Annotated in this window: 2 protein-coding genes; both read right to left on the reverse strand. The window is 73.5% G+C overall.

Annotation, left to right across the window (positions count from 1 at the left end):
* Positions 1-14,025, reverse strand: a complete 14,025-nt coding sequence (locus CFB39_RS34705; RefSeq protein ID WP_089476356.1) for a hybrid non-ribosomal peptide synthetase/type I polyketide synthase — start codon at positions 14,023-14,025, stop codon at positions 1-3.
* Positions 14,025-17,285 (reverse strand): non-ribosomal peptide synthetase, encoded by a 3,261-nt coding sequence (locus CFB39_RS34710; protein ID WP_089476357.1) that lies wholly within the window; start codon positions 17,283-17,285, stop codon positions 14,025-14,027. The genes CFB39_RS34705 and CFB39_RS34710 overlap by 1 nt, the downstream gene beginning before the upstream one ends.
* Positions 17,286-17,360 lie beyond the last annotated feature (75 nt).

Genomic DNA, 17,360 nt, shown 5'->3' on the forward strand with positions numbered 1-17,360 from the left:
TCAGGAATGATCGTGTTCGACTACGGGAACGGCGGCGTCGGCGACAAGCGCGAGCGCGGCCTCCATGTGTTCGCGCCACCGGCGCAGCAACCGTTCGGCGGTGGCGCGCGTGTGCACGGTGTCGCTGTAACGGCACTCGAACGTGAGTTCGCCGTCGCCCGCGACGCAGACGAGGTTCAGCAGGTGCGAACGTTGGTCGGTCGCCGCGCGGTCCGCGCCCACCGCCTCGGGCGCGGCGGAGAACCACGCGGAAGGGCGCGCGGCGGCCGCCGAGACGAAATCGACGCTGACCTGCGGCTGCACGCAGCGCCGCCACGCGTCGGCATCGACGCCGGCCGGCGGCGGCACGTCCGCGCCGCCCAGCGCGGCCGGCGGCAGCGCGGCGAGCGCCGCCTCCCATGCGCGCAGCGCGGCGACGCCCGGCGCGCCGGCGTGCTGCGGCAACAGCAGCGGCACGTCGCAGACGAAGCAGCCGAGCGCGCGCTCGACCGCCGGCCCGTCGTCGAGCCAGTCGCGTCCATGCCGGCCGAGATCGGCGACCACCGCGCCGCCCGCCCACTCGGTCAGCGCGCGCGCGGCCGCCGCGATGGCGACGGTGGCGGCTTTCACGCGCAGGCGCTGCGGCACGACGGTGAACATCCGTCGCGCCGCGTCGCCCGTCAGCCGGTCGCGCACGACCTGCTGGCTGGCCTCCGCGTTGTCGCCGGGTGCCGCGTGCCGATCCCGCGGCAGCGCGACGTTGGCCGCCATCGGCGCGAAGTACGCGGCGCTCTCGCCCGCCGCCCGCGCGGCGGCAATGCGCGCGTCCAGCGCACGCAGATAGGCCGGGTACGCCAGCGTCGGCGCGGCCAGTGCCGGCGTCCGGCCGTTCGCATGCGCCGCATATGCGTGGGCCAGGTCGTCCAGCAGCACCGCCCAGCCATGGCTGTCCGCCACCAGCCCGTGCACGACGAGCAGCAGCCGGTCGCCGGCCGCCCCGCACCGGTAGTGCGCGATCCGGACCAGCGGCCCGTGCGCGAGATCGAAGCCCTGCTGCAGCGTCGCGCCGTGCGCGGCGATGAAGCGAGCCGCGTCGTCCGCCGTGCCGAGGTCGTGACTGCTGAAGCAGCGCTGCACGGCGTCCGCGTCCGCCGGCGCGATGCGGCCGGCCAGCGCGTGGGTATCGAATACGCAGCGCAGCCCCGGGTGCGCGTCGAGCAGCGAGCGGAACGCCGCCCGCAGCGCGTCGGCGTCGAGCGGCTGCGCCGCCTGAACGAGCAGCGAGCGGTTCCAGTGGTGCGCGTGCGGGCGCTGCAACACGCGCCGCTGATACGGCGTCAGCGGGAACCCGGACGCGTCGTCCGCCTCCGGCCGCACCGTCAGCGGTCGCAGGCATTCGGCCAGGTCCGCGAGGGTCGAGGTCGAGAAGAAGTCCTGAGGATCGACCGTCCAGCCCGCCCGGTTCAGTTGCGCGACGGCGCGCAACACCAGGATGGAGTCGCCGCCCAGCCCGAAGTAGTTGTCGTCCCGGCCGATCCGGTCCAGCCGCAGCACGTCGCGCAGCACCGCCAGCAGCGCGCGCAGCGGCGGCGCTTCGTCGCCGTCCGCGGCTTCGTCGGGCAGCACCGCCGTCGACACCCACTGGCGGTCGATCTTGTCACCGGACGTCTTGGGCAGCGACGGCACGATGGCCAGCGCATGCGGCACCAGGTGCGCCGGCGCCACGCGGCGCAACGCACGCAGCCGCGCGCGCGCCGCATCGCGTGGCGTGGCCGGCGCATCCGACGCGTCGGGACCCACGACGATGAACGCCTCCAGGCGCGGCGCCGGCGCATCGGGCCCGCTCGACAGCCGCACCGCCGCCTCGCGCACGCCGTCCTGGTCGAGCAGCAGCGCCTCCACCTCGGCCAGGTCGACGCGAATCCCGCGCACCTTGATCTGGCGATCGCTGCGGCCGAGGTAGACCAGTGCGCCGTCCGCGTCGCGACGCACGAGGTCGCCGGTGCGATACATGCGCGCGCCCGGCTGGCCGGCGAACGGATCGGGCAGGAAGGCGGCGGCCGTCTGCCCGGGCCGGCCCGGATAGCCGCTCGCGAGCGCACTGCCGCCCAGGTAGAGCTCGCCCCGGCACAGCGGCGGCACCGGTTGCAGGTGCGCGTCGAGCACATAGGCGGTGGTGCCCGGCAGCGGCGCGCCGATCGGCACGTCGCGTTCGTCCGGGCGCGCGGCGGCCGGCACGTCATGCACGACGGACGTGATCACGCTTTCCGTCAGCCCGTACGCGTTCATCAGCGCCACGCGGCCGCCCGTCACGGCACGCCATGCCTGCACCGCCGCGAGCGGCACCGTCTCGCTGCCCGTCACGACCAGGCGCAGCCGCGCCGGCAGCGCGGCCTCGCCGAGCCGGATCGCACGCACCCATTCTCGCCAGAACGACGCGGGCAGGTTGAGCACGGTCGCGCGCCGCGCATCGAGCAGGCCGCTGAACGCACCGAGCGTCGGCCATGCCGCGCGGTCGAGCAACAGCAGGCAGGCGCCGGTGGACAGCGTCGTGAAAATCTCCTCGATCGACACGTCGAACACGAGCGACGAGAACTGCACGACGCGGTCGTCGGCGGTCATCCGGTACGCGGCGCACAGCGCCTGGATCTTGTGCGCGACGGCCCGATGACTGACGTCGACGCCCTTCGGCACGCCGGTCGAGCCGGACGTGAACAGCGTATAGGCGGCCTGCTGCGGATCGATGCACGCGGGCAGCGCGCCGGCGGGCGCGTCGCCCAGCGCGGCGAACGCGATCGCCGCGCATCCGGGCCATGCCGGCGCCGCCGCCGTGGCGTCGTGCACGAGTAGCACCGGCGCCGCCTGCGACAGGATCGCGTGCTGCCGCGCGGCCGGCGCGGCGGGGTCGAGCGGCAGGTAGGTCGCCCCGGCGCGCAGTACGCCGAGCAGCGCCACCAGTGCGTCGAGCCCCGTCGGCAAGCACAGCGCGACGCGGTCGCCGGTGCGCACGCCGCGCGCGAGCAGTGCGCCCGCGACCTGATCCACCCGGGCCCGCAGCGCCCCGTAGCTGAGCGTCTCGTGCGCGGTGGCGACCGCGGGCGCGGCGTTGCCGGCCGTCAGCGTGTCCGACAGCAGCGACACGAGGTCGGACGCCGCCCGCGCAGGCGCGTCGACGGTCCCGGACGCCGCCTGCCATGCCTGCCGCTGCGCGGCCGACAGCACGCCCGCGTCGCCCAGCGGCGCATCGTCCGGCAGCGTCAGCAGCAGGTCCAGCGCCGCGTGGAACTGTTCGACCACTTCGTCCGCCTCGCCCCGCTCCAGCACGCCGTCGCGGGTCAGCAGCACGCCGCCGTAGCCCGCGCCGTCGCGATGCAGGTTCATCGTCAGGTCGTATTCGGTTTCCGTTTCCGGCGTGTCCTCGAACGCGACGTCCAGCGCGCCGATCCGCACATGGCGAACCGGCGCCTCCTGCATCGAGAACACCACCTGGAACAGCGGCGTCAGCGACGCGTCACGCGGGCCGGCGAAACGCTCGACCAGCTTTTCGAACGGATAGTCCTGATGCGCGTGCGCGGCCATCACGCAGTCGCGCACCCGTTCGATCCATGCGCGCGTGCTGCTGGCCGCCGGGAACGCCACGCGCAATGCGAGCAGGTTGACGAAAAAGCCGACGAGCTCTTCGGTGCGGCTCGACGCGCGGTTGGCGACCGGCGAGCCGACCACGAGGTCGCGCTGCCCGGTGCGCCGCGACAGCATCAGCAGGAACGCGGACAGGAACACGACGTACGGCGTCGTCCGCAAGCGCCGCGCCAGCGCGTCGACCTGCGCGGCGCGCCCGGCGTCCACCGCGACGCGGCCGCTGTGCGCGAGACGTCCGGGCGTGCGTGCGCGGCGCCGGTCGCCGCCGAGGTCGAGCACCGGCGCGCCGTCCAGGTGCGCCCAGAACGCCTCGTGCGCCGCGTCGTGCCCGGCGGCGAATCGCGCCGCCTGCTCCTCGCTGTAGTCCGCGTAGTCCCACGCGGGCGCCGCGGTATCCGGCGCGCGCCCCTGGCTCGCCGCGCCGTACAGCGACGCGAGATCCTGCGCGATCAGCCGGAACGACCAGCCATCGACGACGATGTGATGGAACGACATCAACAGGCACGCGCGGCGCGGCCCGAGTTCGAGCAGCCGCGCGCGGAACAGCGGCGGCCGCGCGAGATCGAACGGCTCCGCCCGCAGCGCGTCGCGATGCTGCGCGATGAACGCGCGCAGCGCGTCGTCCGTGTCGTCCGTGTCGCGTGCGTACGCATGGATCGACAGCGCGACCGCCGCGTCGGCATGCACGTGCTGCTCGCCGCCGCCGTCCGGCCCTTCGTGGAACGACGTGCGCAGCACCGGATGGCGCGCGACCAGCCCGCCGAGCGCCGCGTGCAGCGCCGCGCGGTCGACGTCGCCGTGCAGATGCAGGCATTGCGGCAGGTGGAAGACCGAACCGCCCATGCCGAGCCGTTCGAGCGTCCACAGCCGGCGCTGCTGGAACGACATCGGCGCGCGGCGCGGCCCGGCGGCCGGCCGGCCATCCGGCGTCGTTGCCGCCCGCTCGGCGGGCTGCGCGGGTTCGGCCTGCATGCGAATCGCGCAGGCCAGCCCGTCGATCGTCGGCGCACTGAAGAACGCCTCGAGCGTCAGCTCCGCATTCAGCCGCTCGTGAATCCGCGCGAGCACGCGCCCGGCCAGCAGCGAATCGCCGCCCAGCGCGAAGAAATCGTCGGTCGGCGTGATCCGCTCATGGCCGAGGCATTCCGTCCAGATGCGCGTCAGCGCATGCCGCACGTCGTCGGTTTCGACCGCCGCGGCGCGCGGGGTGTCGACCGCAACCGGCGCGGCAACCGGCGCAACGGCCGGCGCCTGCGGCTGCGCGCGCTCGATGGGGCCGCCCTGCTGGGCCGGCAGCCAGTGGCGCGTGCGCTCGAACGGATAGCCCGGCAACGGCAGCCGCTTGCGGCGCTCGCCCGCGTACGCGTCGCGGCGCGTCAGTCGCGCGCCCTTCGCCCACAGGCGGCCGTAGCCGGCGAGCAAGGTCGCCATCGTGCGCGGCGCGCGCTCCGTGAAGCTTGCCAGCACCGCGTCGGCCGGCGCGCAGCGATGCGCGCGCACCAGCGCCGCCAGCACGTCGCGCGGGCCGATCTCGACCCACAGCGCGTCGCCCAGCGCCGCCAGCGTCCGCACGCCCGCCGAGAACCGCACGGTGCCGAGCACGTGCGCGGCCCAGTACGCGGGATCGGTGGCGCGCTGCGCATCCAGCAGCGTGCCGTCGAGGTTGGAGATCATCGGGATGCGCGGCGCGCGCAGCGTCATCGTCGCGGCATGCGCCTGCACGCGCGCGGCCGCGTCGGCCATCATCGGCGAATGGAACGCGTGCGACGACGCGAGCGGCGCATGCGCGACCCCCGCGTTGCGCAGGTGCGCCGCGAACGCGTCGACCGCGTCCACCGGGCCGGACACCACGCACTGCAGCGGCCCGTTGACCGCCGCGACGGCGAGCGTCGGCGGCAGCTGCGCGGCCAGTTCGTCCTCCGCGATCGATACCGACAGCATCGCGCCGGCCGGCTGCGCCTGCATCGCCGCCGCGCGCGCCGCCACGAGGCCGACCGCGTCGTCGAGCGAGAACACGCCCGCGCAGCACGCGGCGACCAGTTCGCCGAGGCTGTGGCCGATCAGGTAGTCCGGCGTCACCCCCAGCGCCGCCCACGCCTGATACAGCGCGTACTCGTACGCGAACAGCAGCGGCTGGACCAGCGCCGTGTCGGTGGTGCTCGCGTCGCCCAGCAGGTACGGTTCGAGCGCCAGCCCGGCCGCCCCCGCGAACCGCCCGCACACGTCGTCGAGCGCGGCGCGGAACACCGGGTGCTCGCGATGCAGGTCGCGCGCCATCCCGGCGGCCTGCGCGCCCTGCCCGGTGAACAGGAAAATCACCGGACGCGCGGGCGGCGCGTCGCCGGTGGCCGGCCACCCGCCCGCGGCCAGCGCGTCGAGCGCCGTGTCGCGCGACTCGGCGACCACGAACGCACGGCACGCGTGGTCCTGCCGGGCGGCCTGCAGCGTATGCGCGACGTCGGCGAGCGCCCATTCCGGGTGGCGGCGCCACGCGGCGGCGAGGCGGTCCGCCGCGCGCCGCAGCCCGTCCGGCGTGGCGGCCGACAGCCGCAGGCAATGCGCGGCGGCGGCCGTCGGCGCATCCGCCTCGGGCGGTGCGGCTTCCAGGATCACGTGCGCATTGGTCCCGCCGATGCCGAACGAGCTGACGGCGGCGCGGCGCGGCGTGCCGCCGTCCGGCCAGTCGGCCGCTTCCGCGGTGAGGCGGAAGGCCGCGTCGTCGAGTTCGAGCAGCGGGTTGGGCGTGTCGAAATGCAGCGTGCCCGGCACCTTGCCGCGTTCGAGCGCGAGCGCCGCCTTGATCACGCCCGCGAGCCCCGCCGCGCTGTCCAGGTGCCCGACGCTCGTCTTGACCGCGCCGAGCAGGCGCGGGGCGCGTGCCGGGTGCTGGCCGTAGGTCGCCTTCAGCGCGGCCATTTCGATCGGATCGCCGAGCAGCGTGCCGGTGCCGTGCGTCTCGACATAGCCGACCGACGCGGCGTCCACGCCCGCGTCCGCCAGCGCGGCGCGGATCACCCGTGCCTGGCCCGCGGGGCTCGGCGCGGTGTAGCCGGCCTTGTCGTGGCCGTCGTTGTTGATCGCGGAGCCCTTGACGACCGCATACACGTGATCGCCGTCGCGGCGCGCAAGATCGAGCCGCTTCAGCACCACCGCACCCGCGCCGCTGCCCTCGACGGTGCCGCTCGCGGCCGCGTCGAACGCGCGGCAATAGCCGTCCGCGGAAAAGATCCCGCCGGTGCGGTGCAGGTAGCCCGGCACGCCGTCGACGCCGATCGACGCCGCGCCCGCGAGCGCGAGTTCGCAGTCGCCCTGCGCGACCGCGCGCGCGGCCATGTGCAGCGCGACCAGCGACGTCGAGCACGCGGTGTTCAACGTGACCGCGGGGCCGGTGAGGTTCAGCCGGTAGGCGATCTGCGTCGCGGGCTGGTTCAGTACGTTGATCTGGTACAAGCCGAGCGCGTCGACCGCGTCGCGATTGCCGAGCACGTGGTTCGCGAGGTACTGGCTCGCGCCCACGCCCACGTAGACGCCCACGTCGCGCGCGAGCCCGGGCCCGGCATAACCGGCGTCCTCGAGCGCGCGGTAGCTTTCCTCCATCAGCTTGCGCTGCTGCGGATCCATGATCTCGGCTTCGCGCGGCGTATAGCCGAAGAACGCGGCGTCGAAACAGTCCGGATCACGAATCAACCCGCGCGCGGCGACGAAGCGGGGATTGCCGAGCAGGTCGTCCGGCACGCCGAGCGCGCGCAGCCGCGCGTCGTCGAGCCGGGTGATGCCGTCCTCGCCCGCGAGCAGCATGCGCCAGAACTGCTCGACGTCGTCCGCTCCCGACACGGCCGCGCTCATCCCGATGATCGCGACGTCGCGGCTGTCGACGGGCGATGCGCTCGCGGCCGCGACCGCGCCGTCGGCATCCGCATCGGCCGACGACGTGCCGGACGCGGACAGCCAGCCGGCCAGCGTGCGAATCGTCGTGTAGCGGAACAGGTGATCGATGTCGACATCGCGGCCGAATGCGCGACTCAGCCGCGCCTGGCACTGGATCAACGCGAGCGAGTGGCCGCCGGCGTCGAAGAAGTTGGTGTCCGGATCGATCTCGGCAAGGCCGAGCACGTCGCGCCAGATCGCCGCGACCGCGCCCTCGGCGTCGCCGGGCGTGCGGTGTGCGGGGCTGGCGGGGCCGGCGGAATCGGTGGCGCCCGCCGCGTCGAGCGGCCAGTCGGCCAGCCGGAGACGATCGATCTTGCCGCTGCCGGTCATCGGCATCGCGTCGAGCACGACGATCCGGTCGGGCACCATGTACGGCGGCAGCGCCTGTTGCGCATGCGCCTTCAGCACGCCGTCCGGCAGCGCGCCCGCCGCCTGCACGAACGCGCAGAGCACGGCGCCCGCGCTCCCCGAACGTGCGAGCACCGCGACCTTGGCGACCCCCGGATGGCGGCCCAGCACGGATTCGACTTCGCCCGTCTCGATGCGGAAACCGCGCACCTTGACCTGCTGATCGTCGCGGCCCACGAATTCGATGTCGCCGTGCCGATCGAAGCGGGCCAGGTCGCCGGTGCGATACAGCACGCGATCCGCATCGCCGGTCGCGTACGGATTCGGCACGAAGCGCTCCGCGCTCAGCTCGGGCCGGTTCAGGTAGCCCGACGCCAGCGCGCGCCCGGACAGGTAAAGCTCGCCGGTCACGCCGATCGGCAGCCGTGCGAGATCGGGCGCGAGGATATGCGTGCCGACGTCGCCCACCGCGCGGCCGATCAACACGGGGCCGCTCGCGCAGCGCCATACGGTCGCGTAGATGCTGGCCTCGGTCGGGCCGTAGGCGTTGAACAGCGGCGCATGCGGCAGCACGCGCGCCGCCAGCTCGACGGTCGCCGGCAGCAGCGGCTCGCCGGCGGCGAATACCGCGCGCAGCGGGCTCGCCGCGCCGGCGTCGAGCGACTGCAGGAACAGGTGCAGCATCGACGGCACGAAATTGACCACCGTCACGCGATGCTGCTCGATCGCGCGCTGCAGGTAGCGCGGATCGTACTGGCCGTCCGGCCGCGCGATCACGATCGCGGCGCCCTTCATCAACGGCCACAGCATTTCGGTGAGCGAAACGTCGAACGATTGCGCGGTCTTCCACAGCACGCGGTCGCCCGCGCCCAGCGGATACGTGCGGGCGAGCGCGTCGAACAGCGCGAGGATGCCCTCCTGGCGGCACAGCACGCCCTTCGGCGTACCAGTCGAGCCGGACGTATAGAGAATGTAGGCCGGGTCGCCGGGGCTGACGCGCGGCGCGGCGGCCAACGCAGCCGGGCCCGCTTCCGCCAGCGCCACCTGCTCGACGAAGCGCACGCCGCACGCGCGCAGGCAGGCGGGCGCGGCGGCATCGCCGACGATCGCCACCGGACGCGCGTCATCCACCATGAAGCGATGGCGCGCTTCCGGCAATGCGGGATCGAGCGGCAGATACACGGCGCCGATCCGGAACAGCGCGAGCACGGTCCGCAGCGTCGCCGCCGTGCGGCCCGCGCACACCGCCACGACGTCGCCCTGCCGCACGCCCAGCGCGACGAGCGCAGCGGCGTGCCGGTCGCACTGCTCGAGCAGCGCCGCATAGGTCGTCTCGCCCGCGTCGTCGATCAGCGCGACGGCGTCCGGCGCGGCGGCCGCGCACGCGGCGAGGCGCTCGCCGACGCTCGCGCCGGCCGGCAGCCCCGGCTTCGGCGCCGCCCAGTCGTCGAGCCGCGCGAGCGTGGCAGGCAGCAACCACGCTGCGGCGGGTGCGCCGGCAAGCCGCCGCAGCGCTTCGTGCTGCGCGTGCGCGATGTCTTCCGCGTCGGCGCGCCGCAGGCTGTCGGCCCGGTAGCCGACGATGCAGCGCAGCCGCTGGTCGCTCGCGGAGACGGAGAAATCGACCTGCACCGGAAAGCTGTTGACCGCATGGCCGTCGCGGCCCGCGAGCATCCGCACGTCCGCGTCGTCCAGCTCGCGCAGCACGTGGAAGCTCGTGAAATTGAACAGCACCTCACCCAGCTCGATCCCGCCGTTGTCCTGCCGGATCTGCTGCGACGGATAGAAGCGGTGCCGGAAAATGCCCGACTCGATCTCGAACACCTGCCGCACCTGCGCGACGGGCGATGCCGCGCCGTCGAGCGCCGCGCGCACCGGCACCGAATTCAGGAACAGCCCGACCGCGCGCTCCGCATGCTCGGTCTCGGGCCGCACGTGCGTCACCATCGACGTCAGCACGTCGCGCCGCCCGCTCAACGCCTGCAGCGCGCGCAGGTGGGCAGCGAGCAGCACGCTCTTGAGCGGCACGTTCGCGTCGCGCGCGAGCGCGCGCAGCGCCGCCTCCAGTTCGACGGAGACCTCGACCTCCAGATAATCCACCCGTTCGTCCGCCGCGTCGCCCGGCAGCGGCGCGCGGCGCAGCGACAGCGCCTGCGCGCCGTCGAGCTGGCCGCGCCAGAAATCGCGCTGGGCCGGATCGGCGAGCGCGGCCTGTTCCAGTTCGATGAAATCCCGGTAACCGGCCTGCACCGGCTCGTCGTCCTGCGGGTTCCGCGCGCCCGTCAGGCCCGCCGTGTAGAGCCGGATGAATTCGGCGGTCAGCGCGGCCTCGCTCCAGCCGTCGAGCATCGCGTGATGGAAGCTCCACACCAGCTTGAAGCGCTGCGCCGCCAGTTTGAACACGAAGCAGCGAAACAGCGGCGCGGCGGCGATGTCGAACGCGGCGAACCGCTCGCCGTCCATGAACGCGGCGATCCGGGCGGCCTGCGCCGTCGCGTCGAGCGCGGTCAGGTCGGTGACCGTCAGCGGAATGCGCGCCGTGTCGAACACGAGCTGCAGCGGCACGCTGAACCCCTCCATCCGCAGCGCGGTGCGCAACGCCGGATGGCGGGCCGACAGCCGGTCGAGCGCATGGGCGAGGCACGCTTCGTCGTACGCATACGCGACCTCGTAGCCGATCACATCGTGGTACACGCTCGAACGCTCGTGGCGCAGGCCGTGATAGAGCATCCCCAGTTGCAGGCGGCTGAGCGGATACGCGTCGACGACGCCGGCCGGCAGCCGCGCGCGGTCCGCTTCGCTCGTCAGCGGCGCCCGGGCCACCGCGGCCTCGGCCGGCGCAACTGCAACTGCGCCTGCCCCCGCGCCGCGCTGCCGCTCGATGTGCTCGCCCAGCGTCCGCACGCTCTGGTGGACGAACAGGTCCTGGATCTCGAATTCGAGCCCGTGGCGCTGCGCCTGCGCCTTCAGCCGGATCGCCAGCAGCGAATCGCCGCCGAGATCGAAGAAGCCGTCGTCGAGGCCGAACCCGCCGCGGCCGAGCACGTCTTCCCACAGCGTGCGCAGCATGCGCTGCGTGTCCGTCAGCGTCTCGGGCGCCGCGTCGGCGGGCGCTTCGGCCGGCGTGAGCCGCGCAAGCGCGGCCCGGTCCACCTTGCCGTTCGCCGTCAGCGGAATGTGCGGGATCGCGTGGAAGCGCGCCGGCACCAGATGATCCGGCAGCGACGCCCGCAGCTGCGCGCGCAGGCCGGCTTCGTCCGGCACGTCCGCGCCCGTGCCCGGGCTTGCGGTCCAGTACGCGACGAGCTGCTTGTCGCCCTGCGGCGTCGCATCGACCGTCACGACGGCGGCCTGCACGCCGCGGCACGCGGCCAGCGCCGCCTCGATTTCCGCCGGCTCGATCCGGTAGCCGCGCAGCTTCACCTGCCGGTCGCGCCGGCCGAGGTAATGCAGCGCGCCGTCATGCGCCCAGTAGCCGACGTCGCCGCTGCGGTACATGCGGGCGCCCGGCTCGCCGCCATGTGGATCGGGCACGAACGCGGCCGCGGTCAGGTCCGGCCGGTTCGCGTAGCCGTGCGCGACGCCGGGCCCCGCGATGTAGAGGTCGCCCGCCGCGCCGGCCGGCAGCGGATTCAGGTCGTCGTCGAGCACATACACCGACGTGCCCTGGATCGGCATGCCGATCGGCACCGTGCGCCCGGCCGCCAGCGCGCCGCGCACCGGGTACGCGGTGGCGAAGGTCGTGGTCTCGGTCGGCCCGTAGCCGTTGACCACCTGGCCGCGTTCCAGCAGCGCGCGGGCGCGCGCCACGTGCGGCAGCGACAGCACGTCGCCGCCGCAGACGAGGTAGCGCAGCTGCCGCAGCGCGTCCGGCGCGTGATCGACCATCGCCGCGAACAGGCCGCTCGTCAGCCACAGGATCGTCACGCCCGCGTCGACCAGCAACGGCCCGAGCTGGTCGAGCGACGCGTCGCGCCCGACCGGCACGACGAGCGACGCGCCGTTCAGGAGCGCGGTCCAGATCTCGAACGTCGACGCGTCGAATGCCGTCGGCGCGAACTGGAGGAACACGTCGTCCGGCGTCGCGTCGAGATAGGCCGGCCGGTAGGCGAGCCGCAGGATCGCCTGTTGCGGCACGATGACGCCCTTCGGACGATCGGTGGTGCCCGACGTGTACATCAGGTACGCCGGCATCTGCGCCGGCAGCCCGCTCGCGACGAACGCGCCGTCGCGCGCGGCGATCTCGTCGTCGTGGTCCTCGAGGACGATCAGGTTCAGATAGCCGTCGCGCAGCGCATCGGTGCGCGCCACCACGTCGTCGCGCGTGACGATCACGCTCGCCTGGCTGTCGTCGATCAGGAATCGCAGCCGCTCCGCCGGATAGCGGCTGTCGAGCGGCACATACGCGCAGCCCGCGTTGAGCACCGCCAGCATCGCGACGATCAGCTCCGCGCCCGGCTCGAGGCACAGGCCGACGGTCGAGCCCGGCGACACGCCGAGATCGCGCAAGTGGTCCGCCAGCCGGTTCGCGCGCAGGTTCAGCGCGTGGTAGTCGAGCGTCGCGTCGCCGTGGCGGATCGCCGTGCGGCCCGGATGCTGCCGCGCGAGCGCGTCGATCACCACGCCGATCGAGTCGGGCAGCGGCTGCCCGAGCGGCCGGCTCTGCCAGCCGCGCAGCGCGTCGAGCGTGGCCGCGTCGCCGCGCGCGAGCGTGCCGAACGGCGCGTCCGGCTGTGCGGTCAGCGCGTCGAGGTACTGCGCATAGGTGCGCGACAGCCGCTCGATATCGGCGGCCTCGAACAGATCGGTGCGGAACACCGTGCAGCAGCGCACGCCGTCGGACGTCAGCTCGGCGAACAGCGTCAGGTCGAACTGCGCGTAGCGGTACAGGTCGTCGCGCACCGTCATCGCCGGCATCCCGGCCGGCGTCGCCGGCTCGGCGGCGCCGGGCACCGCGCCTTTCGTGTCCTGCAGCACGAAGTTGACCTGGAACAGCGGGCTGCGCGCGGCATCGCGCGCGACGCCGACCTGCTCGACCACCTGGTCGAACGACACCGCCTGATGCCGCAGCGCGTCGGCGACGGTGTCGCGCTCGCGCTCGACCAGCGCGGCGAACGTGGCGCAGCCTTGCCGCGCGGTGCGCAACGCGAGCAGGTTCGCGAAGAAGCCGACGATGCGCTCGCTGCCCGGATGCACGCGGTTCGACGCGGTCGTGCCGATGCAGAAGTCGTCCTGGCCGGCGTAGTCGCCGAGCAGGCACCGCCACGCGGCCAGCATCACGGTGAACAGCGTGCCGCCCTGCCGGCGCGCCAGCGCCTCGGCCCGCGCGCGCACGGCAGCGGGAATCGTGAAGAACACCAGTTCGCCGTCGTGCGCGCGCCGCGGCGGGCGCGGCAGCGCGAACGGCAATTCGAGCGTCGTCGCGCCGGCCAGCCGGCCCTGCCAGTAGGCAAGGCTCGGCGCGCTGTCCGCGGCGCCGCGCGCCTGCTGCCACAGCGCATAGTCCGCATAGTGCGGCTCGTCGTCGGCCGGCGGCTCGAGCTCGCGGCCCGCCAGCCGCGCCGCGTAGGCCCGCCACCAGTCGGCCAGCATCAGTTCCAGCGACCACCCGTCGACGATCAGGTGATGGGCGGTCAGCACGAGAATCTGCCGCGCGTCGCCGACACGATGCAGCGACACGCGCAGCAGCGGCCCGTGCGCCAGGTCGAACGGCTGCGCGATTTCGGCGGTGATCGCGCGGGCGATGTCCGCGTCGGTCGCGCCCGCCGCGTGACGATGGACGGGCAGCGACGGATCGAGCTCGGGGTGCACACGCTGGTACAAGGCGCCGTCGCGCGCGTCGAACGTCGTGCGCAGCGCCTCGTGCCGCGCGACCACGTCGCACAGCGCCGCCCGCAATGCCGCTTCGTCGAGCGTGCCCGCGATCTCCAGCACGTGCGGCACGTGGAAATGGCCAGCGCCGCCGCTGATCGCCATCTGCACCCACATCCGCACCTGTTCCGCCGACGCGGGCAGGTCCGCCGGCCGCGCCTGGCGGGTAATCGCGTCGCGGCTGCCCGCGCCACGCTGCCTGCCGAACGCTTCGAGCAATTGGCGACGCTTGTTTTCGGTGGAATCGTTATGCGACATCAAACCAGCTCTCCCGACGATGAAAACAGTGTGAGTAGTTCGTCCATGTCGTCCGGCGCGAGGCGATCGAGCAGCGCTTCGAGGCGGTCCTCCCGCTGGGCCTTCTGGCCGAGCGCGACCAGCACCTGGGCGCTGAACCGGTCGAGCTGCGGTGCACCGAACAGCAGCGGCGGCGACAGCAGCAGCCCGTAGCGGCCATTCAGACGCGCGATCAGCTGGATCGCCTGCACGGAGCTGCCGCCGAGCATGAAGAAGTGATCGTCCGGCCCGATGTCGGCGACGTCGAGCACGGCCGACCACTCGGCGGCGACCTCGGCCTGGAACGGTGTCCTGGCGCGCACCTCGGCACCGCGCGCGCGCGTCTCGAGCGCCGCGTCGGCGAGCTGGGCCAGGCGCTTGCGGTCGATCTTGCCGGCCGGCAGCAGCGCGATGCGCTCCACCACGTCGATGCGCGCCGGACGCATCGATTCGGGCAGCCGCGCGGCCAGCTCCGTGTGCAGCGCGTCCACCGGCCAGCTGTCCCACCCCGCGGCCGGCTCGACGAAGGCATGCAGCAGCCGCACGCGCCCGTGCACCCGCACCGGCACCACCGCGCACTGCGCGATGCCCGGCAGCGCCAGCAGGCACGCCTCGATCTCGCGCAGTTCGATCCGGTTGCCGTTGAGCTTGACCTGCTCGTCGCGCCGGCCGAGGTAATGCAGTTCACCGTGCTCGCCGAACATCGCGATGTCGCCGGTGCGGTACATGCGCGCGCCCGCCCGACCCGCGTACGGATCGGGCACGAAGCTCGCCGCGGTGAGATCCGGGCGGCCGACATACCCTTGCGCGAGCCCCGCGCCGCCGATGTACAGCTCGCCCGCGCGGCCGGGCGCGCAGGGCTCGAGGCCCGCGTCCAGCACGTACAGCGACACGTTGTCGATCGGCCGGCCGATCGGCACGCCGGCGCGCGCGTAAGCCTCGCCCGGCGCGCAATGCCACACGCTCACGTCGATCGCCGCCTCGGTCGGCCCGTACAGGTTGGCGAGCCGCACGCCCGGCAGCAGCCGGTGGAAGCGCTCGGCCTGCTCGGCGAGCAGCGCCTCGCCGCTGCAGACGACCAGCGCGAGATCCGGGAAGCGCTGCCCGGGCACCGCGTCCAGGAACGCGTTCAGCATCGACGGCACGAAGTGCGCGACCGCGATGCGCGCGTGGCGCAGCAGCGCCGCCAGCCCGGCCGGGTCCTTGTGCAGCTCCGGCGGCGCGATCACCAGCGCATGCCCGCTCTGCAGCGTCCACAGGAATTCCCAGACCGACACGTCGAAAAAGTACGGCGTCTTCTGCAGCACGCGCACCGGCGCGGCGTCGGCGAGCAGCGAGCCGTGCCAGTCGAGCCGGTTGACCAGCGCGCGATGCGTGTTGGCGACGCCCTTCGGCGCGCCGGTGGAGCCGGACGTGTAGATCACGTAAGCGATCCCGTCCGGGTGCAGGCGCCGCGCCGGCAGCGGCTCGGCGGCGAGCCACGCCGCCCGGTCGTCCAGCGCATGCCGCGCGGCCGGCCCGGCGGGCAGGCGCGCCAGCAGATGCCGCTGCGTGAGCAGCAGCGCGAGCCCGGCATCGTCGACGATGCGCCGCAGCCGCTCCGGCGGCGCGGCGGGATCGAGCGGCACGTAGGCCGCGCCCGCGCGCAGCACCGCGACGATCGCCAGCACCATTTCCGTCGAGCGCTCGCAGCACAGCCCGACGAGGGCCCCCGGCGTCACGCCGCGCGCCGCGAGAAAACCCGCGAGCCGGGCCGACAGCGCATCCAGTTCGCGATAGGTCAGCTGCTCCGCGCCGAACTGGACGGCCGGCGCATCCGGCGTCGCGGCGCACTGCGCGGCGAAGCGGGCCGGCCAGTCCGTCGCGTCGAGCGGGCGCGCGGGGCCGTGCCAGTAACGCGCGAGCCGCGCGCGCTGCTCGGGCGCCAGCAGGTCGACCGCGAGCGCGGGCTGCGCGTCGTCGTCCAGGTACGCGCGCAGCAGCCGGCCGAAGGACGCGGCGAACTCGCCGATCCGGGCGGCCGGCACGCGGCCCGTGTCGTATTCGAGATTCACGTGCAGGCCGTCGGGCGTCAGCTGATACGCGAAGTTCAGGTCGAACGGCCGCTCGGCGGCGACCGCCGGCAGCAATTCCGCTTGCACGCCGTGGAAGGCGAGCGGTGCGTCCTGCACGAAGAACGCTTCCGTCACGCCGACGTTGAAGACGGGCGCATCGGCCAGCGAGCGCGTGCGCCGCAGCGCCGTCACGAGATCGGTCAGCGACAGCTGCTGATGGCACTTGGCCTGCGCACGCTGGGCGGTGGTGCGCGCGACGATGTCGATGAACGTATCGCCCTGCCGCAGCGAAAAGATCATCGGCAGGTTGTTCACGAAGCATCCGCTCGCATCGCGAAAACCCGGCGAGCGCATGTTGACGGGATAGGTCACGACCAGCTCGCGCACGTCCTGCCAGCGGGCCAGCGCGATCGCGAACAGGCTCGACAGCACGAGAAACGGTGTCGAGCGGCTCGCGCGGGCACGCGCGCGCAGCCGGCGCGTGATGTCCGCATCGAAGCGCAGCCGGTGGATGCGCCCCTCGCCCGGAGCGGCCGACGCCGCTGCCGCTGCCGCCGCCTCGAACTCGAGCCCGAGCGGCGCGTGCGCCAGCGCGCCGAGCCAATAGGCGAGGTCTTCGTCGTAGCGCGGCGACGCGCGGTACGCGGCTTCGAACGCGAGCTGCTCGCCGAGACCGCGCAACGTGCGGGCGGGCGCCGGGCCCACGCCGAGCGCGTGGTTGTACAGCGCCGTCAGCCGCTGGTTGATGTACACCGCCGAAAACGCATCGGAGATGATGTGCGGAAAGCTGAGCACGAGCCGGTGTACCTCGGCCTCCTCGCGCAGCAGCGCGAAGCGAAACAGCGGCGCGTCGTCGAGCGCGAACACGTGCGCCGCGCGCGCGGCGATCCATGCGTCGGCCTCGGCGGCGTCCAGCGCCGGCGCCGCCCGCGCGTCGCGGTAGTCGAGCGCGACCGTCACGCGGTCGTGCACGTCCCGCACCACGCCGGCGTCGCCCATCCGGAACGTGCTGCGGCATCCTTCGTCATGCTCGTGGACGAACGCATCCAGCGCGCGCCGCAGCGCGTCGCGATCCAGCGGACCCGACAGGCGGTAGACGAGCGCGGTCGTGTAGGCCGACGAGTGCGGATTGAGCTGCCACTCGAGCCAGAAGCGGTACTGATAGGCTGAAAGCGAAGTGGTACGCATGGTAGCCCCTGTCTGGATGCATGAAGGACGTGAAGGACGTGAAGGACATGGAGGACGGCGCGGCGGGTCGCGCCC

Source organism: Burkholderia sp. AU6039 (genome assembly GCF_002223365.1).
Taxonomy (GTDB): domain Bacteria; phylum Pseudomonadota; class Gammaproteobacteria; order Burkholderiales; family Burkholderiaceae; genus Burkholderia.